10 protein-coding genes and 1 riboswitch are annotated in these 13,078 nt (G+C 68.8%); of the genes, 6 read left to right on the plus strand and 4 right to left on the minus strand.

The window, feature by feature from the left end:
- Nucleotides 1–108: 108 nt before the first annotated feature.
- Complete coding sequence (locus tag AB0L21_RS08880; protein ID WP_365783066.1) at nucleotides 109–843, plus strand: IclR family transcriptional regulator C-terminal domain-containing protein; 735 nt, start codon at nucleotides 109–111, stop codon at nucleotides 841–843.
- A 99-nt stretch (nucleotides 844–942) separates the two neighbouring features.
- Nucleotides 943–1,380, plus strand: coding sequence for an SsgA family sporulation/cell division regulator (locus AB0L21_RS08885; RefSeq protein WP_365700246.1), 438 nt, complete (start codon nucleotides 943–945; stop codon nucleotides 1,378–1,380).
- Nucleotides 1,381–1,534: 154 nt separating this feature from the next.
- Here the strand turns inward: AB0L21_RS08885 and AB0L21_RS08890 are convergent, their stop codons facing one another.
- A complete protein-coding gene (locus AB0L21_RS08890) occupies nucleotides 1,535–2,953 on the minus strand; it encodes a YibE/F family protein (RefSeq protein ID WP_365700248.1) in 1,419 nt (472 codons plus the stop codon).
- Nucleotides 2,954–3,024: 71 nt separating this feature from the next.
- A riboswitch (TPP riboswitch) is annotated at nucleotides 3,025–3,202 on the plus strand.
- On the opposite strand from AB0L21_RS08890, the gene thiC reads away from it, so the two are divergent.
- A complete protein-coding gene (gene thiC, locus AB0L21_RS08895) occupies nucleotides 3,195–4,979 on the plus strand; it encodes a phosphomethylpyrimidine synthase ThiC (protein WP_365782987.1) in 1,785 nt (594 codons plus the stop codon). It overlaps the preceding riboswitch by 8 nt.
- Before the next feature lie 116 nt (nucleotides 4,980–5,095).
- On the opposite strand, the gene AB0L21_RS08900 is transcribed toward thiC, so the two are convergent.
- The 3 genes from AB0L21_RS08900 to AB0L21_RS08910 form a co-directional block, all read right to left on the minus strand.
- Entirely contained in the window at nucleotides 5,096–5,959 is an 864-nt protein-coding gene (locus tag AB0L21_RS08900) for a hypothetical protein (RefSeq protein WP_365700252.1), read from the minus strand.
- Between the two features lie 181 nt (nucleotides 5,960–6,140).
- A complete protein-coding gene (locus AB0L21_RS08905) occupies nucleotides 6,141–7,217 on the minus strand; it encodes a metallophosphoesterase (RefSeq protein WP_365782989.1) in 1,077 nt (358 codons plus the stop codon).
- 288 nt (nucleotides 7,218–7,505) lie between these two features.
- Nucleotides 7,506–8,618, minus strand: coding sequence for a LacI family DNA-binding transcriptional regulator (locus tag AB0L21_RS08910; RefSeq protein ID WP_030982269.1), 1,113 nt, complete (start codon nucleotides 8,616–8,618; stop codon nucleotides 7,506–7,508).
- Nucleotides 8,619–9,071: 453 nt separating this feature from the next.
- Between AB0L21_RS08910 and hisC the strand changes: the two genes are divergently transcribed.
- The 3 genes from hisC (at nucleotide 9,072) to cydB (ending at nucleotide 13,076) form a co-directional block, all read left to right on the plus strand.
- Entirely contained in the window at nucleotides 9,072–10,151 is a 1,080-nt protein-coding gene (gene hisC, locus AB0L21_RS08915; protein WP_365700256.1) for a histidinol-phosphate transaminase, read from the plus strand.
- Nucleotides 10,152–10,532: 381 nt separating this feature from the next.
- Nucleotides 10,533–12,041, plus strand: coding sequence for a cytochrome ubiquinol oxidase subunit I (locus AB0L21_RS08920; RefSeq protein ID WP_365782991.1), 1,509 nt, complete (start codon nucleotides 10,533–10,535; stop codon nucleotides 12,039–12,041).
- 15 nt (nucleotides 12,042–12,056) lie between these two features.
- The gene (gene cydB, locus AB0L21_RS08925) at nucleotides 12,057–13,076 is read left to right on the plus strand and encodes a cytochrome d ubiquinol oxidase subunit II (protein WP_365700260.1); all 1,020 of its coding nucleotides are present in this window, start codon (nucleotides 12,057–12,059) and stop codon (nucleotides 13,074–13,076) included.
- Nucleotides 13,077–13,078: the final 2 nt, after the last annotated feature.

Raw genomic sequence — 13,078 nt, forward strand, 5'->3', positions numbered from 1 at the left:
CAGGCGGCGGAGATCCCCGGACCCCCGCGTGCCGCGGACCGCTCCGGACCACCGCCCTCCGCCGGCCGGCCGGGACCACCGGCCGCCCCTCCGTCCACCGCCACGCTCATCGGGTCCGTCCAGCGCGCCATGCGCCTGCTGGAGACCGTCGCTGCGCACGCATACGGCGCACCCGCCAAACAACTCGCCCGTGAGACCGGCATCGCGCTGCCCACGACGTACCACCTGCTGCGCACCTTGGTCCACGAGGGCTATCTGCGCCGCGAGAAGGGGCTGTTCTTCCTCGGTGACGCGGCGGAGCGACTGGGCCGCGGCGGAGCGCAGCAGAAACGTCGCAGCACGGTGGTGGACACGCTCGCCCACTGGCGCGATTCCATCGGTGTGCCGGTGTACTACGCGATGTACCGGGACGGTGAGATCGAGGTCATGTGCGTCTCCGCCTCCCGTCAGGCGCCCGCGGCGGAAGAGTGGGCGGACTTCCGTGAGACCGGCCATGCGCACGCGATCGGACAGTGCCTGCTCTCCCAGCTGGACGAGGACGCACGGCGCGACCACCTCGCCCGGTATCCCGTGCGGCCCATCACGCCGTACACCGTGCGGGACAACGACGCGCTGCTGCTGCGGCTGGCCCGGATGCGGCGCATGGAACCGGTGGTGGAGCGCCAGGAGTACGCGGTCGGCACCGTCTGCGCGGCGGTCCCGATCACGGTCGGCACCACCGCGGCCACCATGGCCGTCTCCCTGCCCGTCCACCAGGCCGACCGGCTGATGCCCGTGGCGCAGCGGCTGCAGGCGGAGATCGGGCGGCATCTGGGGTCCCTCGCGCTGTCTATCAGTATCTGAAAACTTACTGCTTGTGATCTCTCGTGTACTTTCAGCAAGATTTGACCACGGTCAGAGGGATCAATCCCGGCCAGTCGATGTCATATGACGGGATAGGCAATGCGCGAGTCCGTACAGGCAGAAGTCATGATGAGCTTTCTCGTGTCGGAGGAGCTCTCCTTCCGCATCCCGGTGGAGTTGCGCTACGAGACCTGTGATCCGTATGCCGTACGCCTCACCTTTCATCTTCCCGGCGATGCCCCGGTGACCTGGGCTTTCGGGCGGGAGCTGCTGGTCGACGGGGTCGGCCGTCCGTGCGGGGAGGGGGATGTGCACATCGCCCCCGTCGATTCCGAGGTGCTGGGTGAGGTGCTGATCCGGCTTCAGGTCGGTGGCGACCAGGCCCTGTTCCGCTCGTCGGCGCCACCGCTCGTGGCCTTCCTCGACCGTACGGACAAGCTCGTGCCGCTCGGCCAGGAGGGTGCGCTCGCCGATTTCGACGCTCATCTCGACGAGGCCCTGGACCGCATCCTGGCCGAGGAACAGAGCGCCGGCTGAAGCGTTACGGCAAGGGTGGCGGGGTGATCCGCCGTGGCCGCGCCGGACGGTGCAGGAACGCTTCTGCGGCGGGGGCCCGTTCCGGCGGGCCCTCCTCTCCGCGATGCCCACCTCACCGCGGGGCTGACCGCTTCCGGCGGTCAGCCCTCGTGCGTCACCGCTTCCGGCGTCGGCCCCGGCCGCCGCGTGCCGGTGCGAGCTGTGCCCCGGCGGGCGCCGGGGCATCGGGTCCGGGCCGGTCGGCCGACACGACGAGCGCGGCCAGCGCGGTGGTGACCGGGACCGAGGCGACCAGACCGATCGAGCCCACCAGCGTGCGCACGATCTCCTCGGCCACCAGCTCGCTGTTGGCCACGGTGCCTACGCTGCTCTGAGCGATGGAGAACAGCAGCAGCAACGGGAGTGCGGCACCGGCGTAGGCGAGCACGAGGGTGTTGACCACGGACGCGATATGGTCCCGGCCGATGCGGATGCCCGCCCGGTACAGCCCGCGCCAGCCCATCGACGGGTTGGCCTCGTGCAGCTCCCAGACGGCCGAGGTCTGTGTCACCGTCACGTCGTCCAGGACGCCGAGCGAACCGATGATGACGCCGGCCAGCAGCAGGCCACTCATGTCGATCGACGGATACAGGCCGTGGATCAGGCCGGTGTTGTCGTCCGTGTTGCCGGTCAGCGCGGCCCAGCCGATGAACAGTGAGCCGAGCACGCCGATCAGCGAGAGCGAGATCAGCGTGCCGAGCACGGCCACCGACGTACGCGCCGACAGACCATGGCACATGTACAGGGCGATCAGCATGATGGCACTCGACCCCACCACGGCCACCAGCAGCGGGTTCGCCCCCTCCAGGATCGCCGGCAGGATGAACAGCGTCAGCACGAGGAAACTCACGGCCAGTGCGACCAGCGCCATGACACCGCGCAGCCGGCCCACCACCACGACGGCCACCGCGAAGATCCCCGCGAGCAGGGCCATGGGGAACTTCCGGTTCACATCGGTGACCGAGTACTGCAGGTCCTTGGGGGCCGAGGGCTCGTAGGCGACCACGACCTTCTCGCCCTGGTGCAGTTGCCGCGACTGATCCGGCTGCACGATCTCCGTGAAGGTACGGCCCTCGTCCTTGCCCGTGTCGACCCGGATGGTGGCCTTCTTGCAGGTTCCGTTGGCCTCCGCCTCCGCGGACGTGCCCTCGGCGGTGGAGATGTCGCCGGTCGGTGTGCTGCCGGACGCGTTCACCGACTTGCAGCTGACCTCGACGACCCGGGTGACCGTGGCCTGCTGGGTCTGCCGGTCGAAGCCGACGCCGGTGCGCTTGTGGGAGGGGGCTTGCCCGGGCCAGAGCACCACGAGGCCGACCAGGACCGCCGCGGTGAAGGGGACCAGGATCGCCGCGATGACCTTGCGCAGGTGCTGGGAGACGGGCGCGGCGGGGCCGTGGCTGTGGCCGTGCGAGTGGCCACTGCCTTGTGAGTGACCGTGGCCGCGTGGACCGTGGCCGTGTCCGTCGCCCTGTTCCGGGCCGTCTCGGCGGGGCGGCTCGGGCGGCTGGTAGGGGTACTGCTCCATCCTGGTCACCGCCCGATCATCGCAAGAACGGCGGGGGCCCACTGTTCACCGCGCCACACATGACGCTAGCGTGGAGGCACCTTTGCACACGCGGGAGCTCGGAGCACCGGGCTGAGAGGGCGCTGACCTCCGTACACGCGATGTTTCACGTGGAACAAGAGGTGTTCCACAGGAAATGTCGGCAGACGGAAACCGCTGCGTCGACCGCCGAACCTGTTACCGGGTAATGCCGGCGTAGGGAGTAGGTCTCATGGCCAACAAGGACGCACGCACGCCTGCCTCCGTCCAGGACGAGAAGTCCCAGGAGGCCGGGAAGTCCATCGGCTGGCACAAGGCGTACGTCGAGGGCTCGCGCCCCGACCTGCGTGTGCCGGTCCGTCAGGTGCACCTCACGAACGGGCAGTCGGTCACGCTGTACGACACGTCAGGCCCGTACACCGATCCACTCGTCGACACGGACGTCCGCCGTGGCCTGCCGCCGCTGCGGGAGAACTGGATCATCGCCCGCGGCGACACCGAGGAGTACGCGGGCCGTCCGGTCCGTCCCGAGGACGACGGGATCAAGCACACCTCGCCGCGCGGCGGGCTGCGGAACCTGGACGCGGTCTTCCCCGGACGCCCGCGTCAGCCGCGGCGGGGTCGCAGCGGCCAGGCGGTGACCCAGCTCGCGTACGCCCGCCGTGGCGAGATCACGCCGGAGATGGAGTTCGTGGCCCTCCGGGAGAACGTCTCGCCCGAGGTGGTCCGCGAGGAGATCGCGGCGGGCCGGGCCGTGCTGCCGGCCAACGTCAACCACCCGGAGATCGAGCCGATGATCATCGGCAAGCGGTTCCTGGTGAAGGTGAACGCCAACATCGGCAACTCCGCGGTGACGTCCTCCATCGAGGAGGAGGTCGAGAAGATGACCTGGGCGACCCGCTGGGGCGCCGACACGGTCATGGACCTGTCCACCGGCCGCAACATCCACACCACGCGCGAGTGGGTGCTGCGCAACTCCCCCGTCCCCATCGGCACCGTGCCGCTCTACCAGGCCCTGGAGAAGGTCGACGGCAAGGCCGAGGAACTGACCTGGGAGATCTACAAGGACACCGTCATCGAGCAGGCCGAGCAGGGCGTGGACTACATGACGGTCCACGCAGGCGTCCGGCTGCCGTATGTCCCGCTCACCGCCAACCGCAAGACCGGCATCGTCTCGCGCGGCGGTTCGATCATGGCCGCGTGGTGCCTGGCGCACCACAAGGAATCGTTCCTGTACGAGAACTTCGAGGAGCTGTGCGAGATCCTCGCCGCCTATGACGTCACGTACTCGCTGGGCGACGGCCTGCGGCCGGGTTCGATCGCGGACGCCAACGACGAGGCGCAGTTCGCGGAGTTGAGGACGCTCGGGGAACTCAACCGGATCGCCAAGCGTTTCCACGTACAGACCATGATCGAGGGTCCGGGACACGTCCCGATGCACAAGATCAAGGAGAACATCGACCTTCAGCAGGAGATCTGCGATGAAGCCCCGTTCTATACGCTCGGCCCGCTGACCACGGACGTCGCGCCGGCGTACGACCACATCACCTCCGGCATCGGCGCCGCGATGATCGCCTGGTGGGGCACGGCGATGCTCTGCTACGTCACGCCCAAGGAGCACCTGGGCCTGCCCAACCGGGACGACGTCAAGACCGGCGTCATCACCTACAAGATCGCCGCACACGCGGCGGACCTCGCCAAGGGGCATCCCGGCGCGCAGGAGTGGGACGACGCACTGTCCGACGCCCGCTTCGAGTTCCGGTGGGAGGACCAGTTCAACCTCGCGCTGGACCCGGACACGGCACGGGAGTTCCACGACGAGACCCTGCCGGCCGAGCCTGCCAAGACGGCCCACTTCTGCTCGATGTGCGGCCCGAAGTTCTGCAGCATGAAGATCTCGCAGGACATCCGGCGTGAGCACGGTGGCAGCCGGACCGAGATCGAGGAGGGCATGGCACAGAAGTCGAAGGAGTTCGCGGCCGCCGGCAACCGGGTGTACCTGCCGATCGCCGACTGAGCGCCACACGCTGAAGTCGCCGCGCCGGCCGGCCCCGCGACGGTCGGCTGGTGCGGCGGGGCGGTAAGGCTCGTGGCCGGCCGGGGTGATGGCAGCACACCGGTGGGCCGCTCGGGTCACTCGGGCTGGTGCTCGGGGCCGCCGAAGTCCGGGCTCGTGTAGTCGGGACTGCTGAAGCTCGGGCGGCCGGTCGCGGTGCCGTCGTCGGGGCTGCTGAAGCCGGGGCGGTCGTAGCCGAGGCGGGGTATCCGGCCGGTTGGTGCGGGTGGTGTCTGGGGTTTCCCGGCGGTCGTGCCGGGATCGGCGAGTGCCTCCCGGAGGAAGGGCAGGACGCCGCGCTCCAGCAGGGCGTCCCGCCAGGCCTCCTTGGCCCTGGCCAGCTCCTCGTGGGCCGCGTCCCGTGCCCGGTCGTCCGCAGCGGTGCTGTTGCGCAGGGCGGTGAGCAGCAGTCCGACCGCGGCGACGAGGATCGTCGCCGCGGTGATGGCGCCGAACACCCAGCCGGCGGTGAGCATGGTCCGGGCGAAGGTCTGGCCGGGGTCGAGCATCTTCAGGATGTAGCCGACGAGCAGGAAGATCACCGCGGCGGTTCCGGACAGGACGGGAGCCAGGACGGCGATGACCGCGATGGCGCCCGCGCCGGTGCTCTCGGCGGCTTCACCGAGGGTGGTGGCGAGACCCGCGGCGGCCGAACCAGGATCCGCCTCCTCGGAGTCGCCGACGGCCGACGGGCCGGACAGCGCCGGGTGACGCAGTTCGTCGCGCAGCTTGACGTAGTGCTGGTACTCGGCCGCCGCGGCTGCCGTGATCAGGGCGGAGGCGTTGAGCGCCATGGTGCGCAGTTGTTCGGAGTTGAGCCGCTGTCCGACAGCGGCCAGTTCCGGTCGGTGCGGTGCGGAGCGCAGCGCCTCATCGAGGAGCCGCTCGAATTCCTGGCGGTCCTCGCTCTGCAGGTGCTGCGGAACGCTGTTCATGTGCATCCCCCGATGCTCCGTAGGGCTTGGGGCTCGCACGCCGGCGAGCCGTCGGGCAGAAACGGAGGGGAGCCTGCTACGGATAAGCCGATGGTAGAGCCGTGACGGCGCACGGTGACAGGGGATTGCCGGAAATTGCGGTCCGGCCTGCGCGTACGCGGCTGGGGGATGCCTGCCCGACGAACGGTCAGATGTCCAGGGGCAGTTGCTGGACCAGCAGTTTTCCGGCCATGGTCACTCCGCCGTCCATGGCGATGGCGAGCCCGTCGGCGTAGACGTGCGGTCCCTCGACGACCGGGCCGGTGCTCTCCTCGCCGTCCTCGGAGCCGACCTGGCCGAGGAGATAGGGAATGGGGCTGTGCCCGTGAACGACCCGGGTGCCGCCGTACGTATCGAGGAGGGAGCGCACGGCATCGGCGCCGCCCTCGTCGCGGAAGGAGAAGCGCTTGGTGAACTTGCGGAACAGGTCCCAGACCTCGTCGGCGTCGTTGCGGGTCAGAGCCTCGCGGACGGTGTCGTTGACCGCCTCGATGGAGTCGCCGTAGTCGAGGTAGGCGGTGGTGTCGGAGTGGAGGAGCAGATAGCCGTCGACCTCCTCGACGGCGTCGAGGCGGGCCATCCACTGCAGGTGGTGGTCCTGGAGGCGGTCCATGTCGGTCTTCTGGCCGCCGTTGAGCAGCCAGGCCGCCTGGAAAGTGGCCGTGCCCGCACCGGAGTTGACGGGGGTGTCGCCGAACCGTTTGGCGCCGAGGAGCAGTAGTTCGTGGTTGCCCATGAGGGCCTTGCAGTAGCCGCCGGCCGCCGCGGCCTCGGCGGACAGCCGCATGACCAGGTCGATGACGCCGATGCCGTCCGGGCCGCGGTCGGTGAAGTCGCCGAGGAACCACAGCCGGGCGGTGCCGGCGCACCACTGGCCCGAGGCATCGATCAGGCCCTGCTCCTGCAGGGCTGCCACCAGCTCGTCCAGGTAGCCGTGGACGTCACCGACGACATAGAGCGGTCCGGGCCCGGTCGCCGGCTGTGGGGCCGGGGCGGGGACGGGCTCGACGGGGACCTGGAGGGTGTCACCGCGGTTGATGACGGGCAGGTCGCGCTGCGTGGGGGTGTAGCCCTCGGGGTAGGCCTCGTCGGCGGGCGGTACGACGTCGCCGGGGTGGACGCGCTGGACGTACGGACCGGTCTCGTGGACGTACGCGGGCACCCGGAAGTCGCGCAGCGTCGCCGTCCGCTCCGCATCGGGTCCCTGACCGGCCCCCTGAGTCATCAGACCCCTCCACCATCGCGCCGCATCTGCACCGCTTCGGACTGCCTGGTCGCAGCGGTCCGCGGTGTCGTGGGCCCATCATAGGAATGCGCGTCGCGCCGTGTGATGACCCAGGGGTGGTGAATCGGAACAAGACTCCAGTTCGCCGCGGCTTTCGCCCCGTTTGGGCAGATGTTCGACCGGCTGTCGACCGGCCGAACTCTCGGTCCACCCCCGCCCGCATCCCGTGACCGATCACCCTATGCCGCACCGGCCGGGACCGTGGGGGTCGGTGCGGCGGGCGCGGTGCTACTTCTCGTCCGGTGTCCGCGGCGGGCTGACCGTCGTGCGCGGGGACCGCCGCTGGGAGGAGGTGCGCACGATCAGTTCGGTCGGTATCACCTGCTCGACCGGCTGGTCCGACTCGACGCCCTCGATGGCGTCGATGAGGAGCTGGACGACGGCGGTGCCGATGCGGCGCGGCTTCAGGGACAGGGTGGTGATGGGCGGCTCGGTGCTGGCGTACACGGTGGACTCGCTGCAGCACACCAGCAGCAGGTCGTCGGGGACGCGCAGACCGTAGCGGCGGGCGGCGGCGAGCAGGTCGGTGCCGTTGGGGTCGAACAGTCCGTAGACCGCGTCGGGCCGGTCGGGGCGGGCGAGCAGCCGGTCGGCGGCGACGGCGCCGGCACACGGGTCGTGCGCCGGGTAGGCCTCGTAGACCGGGTCCTGGCCGACCCGTTCGCACCAGCGCAGGTACGCGGTGGTCGACAGATGGGTGTACGTGTCCGTCGTGGTGCCCGTGAGCAGGCCGATGCGGCGGGCGCCGGCGGCGGCGAGGTGGTCGAGGATGCCGAGTACGGCGGCCTCGTGGTCGTTGTCGACCCAGGCGGTGACGGGGAGCGCGCCGGCCGGGCGGCCGTCCGAGACGACCGGTAGCCCCTGCCGGACCAGCTCGCTGACCACCGGGTCCTGGTCGGAGGGGTCGATGACGACCGTGCCGTCCAGGGCGACGTTGGACCACACGTCGTGGCGGGAGGTCGCGGGCAGGATGACCAGGGCGTAGCCGCGGGCGAGCGCGGCCGAGGTCGCGGCCCGGGCCATCTCGGCGAAGTAGGCGAACTCCGTGAAGGTGAAAGGTTCATCCCCGTACGTCGTCACGGTCAGGCCGATCAGACCCGACTTGCCGGTACGGAGGGTGCGGGCGGCGGCCGAGGGCCGGTACCCCAGCCGGTCGGCGACCTCGCGGACATGGCGCCGGGTGGCATCCGGGAGCCGGCCCTTGCCGTTGAGGGCGTCGGATACGGTCGTGATGGAGACCCCGGCGGCGGCGGCGACGTCTCTGATGCCCGCCCGACCCGGCCGGCTGCCTCGACGTGAGGTTTCCGCGCGGCTCACCTGGTGCTTCCCTGCTGCTGTCATGGCGAGCCGATAGTAGGGCTCATGCGGTGGGGTAGTGCGGACGCATATGCACGCGTTGACAGGCACGTTTCTGCATGGTCATGGGAGGTCAACTTCCTTGGAAACCAAGGTTGTTGATTGATCCAATAGTAAGACGTGACTTGTCGACGCGGATGGACCTACCAAGTCCCCGATGTCTCGAAGAGGTCTCAACTCACCTTCACGGGGGACGCGCGCCACGGCGCAAGCTACCGGCGCATAGATATATGTACGGCGCGCCCCCCGAAACGTACGCCTTCGTACGAGGATGCCCTTGATGCCAGTGGGAGACGTGAGCCTCGCCTCTTTCCCCGGCGGCGGCCGCACCGCTGGGCGTCCCGCACCTGTTCGCAGCGGCGCCGAATCCTCATAAGGTGAGGAGTATTGGATGCCGGCGGTGTCGACAGGCCGCCGGTGGTCGCGAGGAGGACTGCGGTGAGCGAGACGAGCCCCAAGCTGCGCGCCGAGCTGGAGGGTATCCCCACCTACAAGCCGGGCAAGCCGGCCGCGGCCGGCGGACCGGTCGCCTACAAGCTGTCCTCCAACGAGAACCCGTACCCGCCGCTGCCCGGCGTGCTGGAGAGCGTGACCGCTGCGGCCTGCGACTTCAACCGCTACCCGGACATGGCCTGCACAGGTCTGATGAACGAGCTGTCCGACCGCTTCGGTGTACCGCTCTCCGACCTGGCCACGGGCACCGGCTCGGTGGGTGTCGCCCAGCAGCTGATCCAGGCCACCAGCGGCCCCGGCGACGAGGTGATCTACGCCTGGCGGTCGTTCGAGGCGTACCCGATCATCACGCAGATCAGCGGCGCCCGTTCGGTCCAGGTGCCGTTGACGCCGGGCGATGTGCACGACCTGGACGCGATGGCGGACGCGATCACCGACCGGACCCGGCTGATCTTCGTCTGCAACCCCAACAACCCGACCGGCACGGTGGTGCGGCGGGCCGAGCTGGAGCGGTTCCTCGACCGGGTGCCCGCTGATGTACTGGTGGTGCTGGACGAGGCCTACCGGGAGTTCATCCGCGATCCCGAGGTGCCCGACGGTGTCGAGCTGTACCGGAAGCGGCCCAATGTCTGCGTCCTGCGGACCTTCTCCAAGGCGTACGGGCTGGCCGGGCTGCGCGTCGGTTTCGCGATCGCCCATGAGCCGGTGGCGGCGGCACTGCGCAAGACGGCGGTGCCGTTCGGAGTGAGCCAGCTGGCACAGGAGGCTGCGATCGCTTCACTGCGGGCCGAGGACGAGCTGCTGGGCCGGGTGGGCTCGCTGGTGTGCGAGCGCACCCGCGTGGTCGACGCGCTGCGGGCCCAGGGCTGGACGGTGCCGGAGACGCAGGCCAATTTCGTGTGGATGCGGCTGGGGGAGCGCACGGTCCCGTTCGCACAGGCCTGCGAGGAGCACGGGGTGGTGATCCGGCCGTTCCCGGGCGAGGGTGTGCGGGTGACGGTCGGGGAGGCCGAGGCGAACGACATCTTCCTGAAGGTGGCGGAGGGGTTCCACAAGGAGCTGTAGTCCGGCGGTAGCGCTACTCGTCGATCAGTTCCACCCTGATGGGGGCGCCGTCGCGTACAGACGCCGGGAGGCCGGCGTCCCCTTCCACGCTGCCGAGGACAGTGCAGGGGCTGTGAGGCGGCAGTCCTCGACCTGCCGGGCGTCCGTTTCACGTGAAACAGAGACGCCTGTGTCTACATGCGCCTCCTCACCTGTAGAAGTCGCCGCCGAGGTCTTGACGTGACGGCAGAGGGGGACCCCCCTGCGCAGGCCGAAAATCAGTACGTCATAATGGCTTGTGAATGTGAACGCGTTCACAAGCGCGTCTCGTTTGCTCCGTATGTGTGCAACAAAAAGGGGCAAACCGCCGCTGTACCACGCCGTAGTAAGGAGAGTGACGACGTGGACCTGGCTTTGGCGCCGGAGACACTGGCGCGCTGGCAGTTCGGCATCACCACCGTCTACCACTTCCTGTTCGTTCCGCTGACGATCTCCCTGGCCGCCCTCACGGCCGGGCTGCAGACGGCCTGGGTGCGTACGGAGAAGGAGAAGTACCTCAGGGTGACGAAGTTCTGGGGCAAGCTCTTCCTGATCAACATCGCGATGGGCGTGGTCACCGGCATCGTGCAGGAGTTCCAGTTCGGCATGAACTGGTCCGACTACTCGCGCTTCGTCGGTGACATCTTCGGCGCGCCGCTCGCCTTCGAGGCGCTGATCGCGTTCTTCTTCGAGTCCACCTTCATCGGTCTGTGGATCTTCGGCTGGGACAAGCTGCCCAAGAAGATCCATCTGGCCTGCATCTGGATGGTCTCGATCGGCACGGTCCTGTCGGCGTACTTCATCCTGGCGGCGAACTCCTGGATGCAGCACCCGGTCGGCTACAAGATCGACAAGGCCAGGGGGCGGGCCGAGCTGACCGACTTCTGGGCCGTGCTGACCCAGAACACCGCCCTCAGCCAGGCCTTCCACACCCTGTCCGCGGCCTTCCTGACCGGTGGTGCCTTCATGGTGGGCATCTCCGCCTACCACCTGGCCCGCAAGAAGCACATCCGCGAGATGAAGACCTCGCTGCGGCTCGGCCTGGTCACCGTGGTCATCGCCGGCCTGCTCACCGCGATCAGCGGCGACACCCTCGGCAAGGTGATGTTCAAGCAGCAGCCGATGAAGATGGCCGCCGCCGAGGCGCTGTGGGACGGCCAGAAGCCCGCACCGTTCTCGATCTTCGCCTACGGCGACGTGGACAAGGGCCACAACACCGTGGCCATCGAGATCCCGGGGCTGCTGTCCTTCCTCGCCGACGACAGCTTCACCTCGTACGTGCCCGGCATCAACGACGTGAACAAGGCCGAGCAGCAGAAGTTCGGGCCCGGTGACTACCGGCCCAACATCCCCGTCGCCTTCTGGGGCTTCCGCTGGATGATCGGCTTCGGCATGGCCTCCTTCGCCATCGGGCTGGCCGGGCTCTGGCTGACCCGCAAGAAGTTCATGCTGCCGCAAGCCCTGAGGGTCGGCGAGGACGAGGTGCCGCACCTGGTGCTGTTCAAGAACACGGCGCTCAGTCCGAAGCTCACCCCCTGGTACTGGCGCATCGCGACCTGGACCCTTGCCTTCCCGCTGATCGCCAACTCGTGGGGCTGGATCTTCACCGAGATGGGCCGCCAGCCGTGGGTCGTCTACGGCGTCCTGCAGACCCGGGACGCCGTCTCCCCCGGTGTCTCCCAGGGCGAGGTCCTCACCTCGATGACCGTCTTCACCGCGCTGTACGCCATCCTCGCCGTGGTCGAGGTCAAGCTGCTCGCGAAGTACGTCAAGGCGGGCCCGCCGGAGCTGACCGAGGCCGACCTCAACCCGCCCACGAAGATCGGCGGCGACACCCGTGACGCCGACAAGCCGATGGCCTTCTCGTACTAGGCCGAGGGAACAGTCATGGAACTTCACGACGTCTGGTTCGTCCTGATCGCCGTCCTGTGGACCGGCTACTTCTTCCTGGAAGGCTTCGACTTCGGGGTCGGCATCCTCACCAGGCTGCTGGCCCGCAACCGGCCCGAGCGCCGGGTGCTGATCAACACCATCGGCCCGGTCTGGGACGGCAACGAGGTGTGGCTTCTCACCGCGGGCGGTGCGACCTTCGCCGCGTTCCCCGAGTGGTACGCCACCCTCTTCTCCGGCTTCTACCTCCCCCTGCTGCTCATCCTGGTCTGCCTGATCGTCCGGGGTGTCGCCTTCGAGTACCGGGCCAAGCGGCCGGAGGAGAACTGGCAGCGCAACTGGGAGACAGCGATCTTCTGGACCTCGCTGCTCCCCGCGTTCCTGTGGGGCGTGGCCTTCGGGAACATCGTGCGGGGGGTGAAGCTCGACCGGAACTTCGAGTACGTCGGCAACGTCTGGGACCTGCTCAACCCCTACGCCCTGCTCGGCGGCCTGGTGACGCTCACGCTGTTCACCTTCCACGGAGCGGTGTTCACCGCACTCAAGACGGTCGGGGAGATCCGGGTGCGGGCCCGGAAGCTGGCCCGGTGGGTCGGTCTGCTCGCGGCCGTCGTGGCGCTCGCCTTCCTGTCGTGGACGCAGGCCGACAGCGGTGACGGCAAGAGTCTGGTGGCTCTGGTCGTGGCCGTCGTCGCCCTGGTGGCGGCTCTCGTGGCCAACCAGGCCGGGCGGGAGGGATGGTCGTTCGCACTGTCCGGCGTCACCATCGTGGCAGCCGTGGCGATGCTCTTCCTGTCACTGTTCCCGAACGTCATGCCGTCCACCCTGAACGGGGACTGGAGCCTGACGGTCACCAATGCCTCGTCGAGTCCGTACACCCTGAAGATCATGACATGGTGCGCCGCGATCGCCACGCCGCTCGTTCTGCTCTACCAGGGCTGGACCTACTGGGTTTTCCGTAAGCGGATCGGTACGCAGCACATCGCTCCTGACGCTGCGGCCGGCGCCGCACACTGAGT

It is taken from the genome of Streptomyces sp. NPDC052721 (assembly GCF_040678315.1).
In the GTDB taxonomy this organism is placed as follows: domain Bacteria; phylum Actinomycetota; class Actinomycetes; order Streptomycetales; family Streptomycetaceae; genus Streptomyces.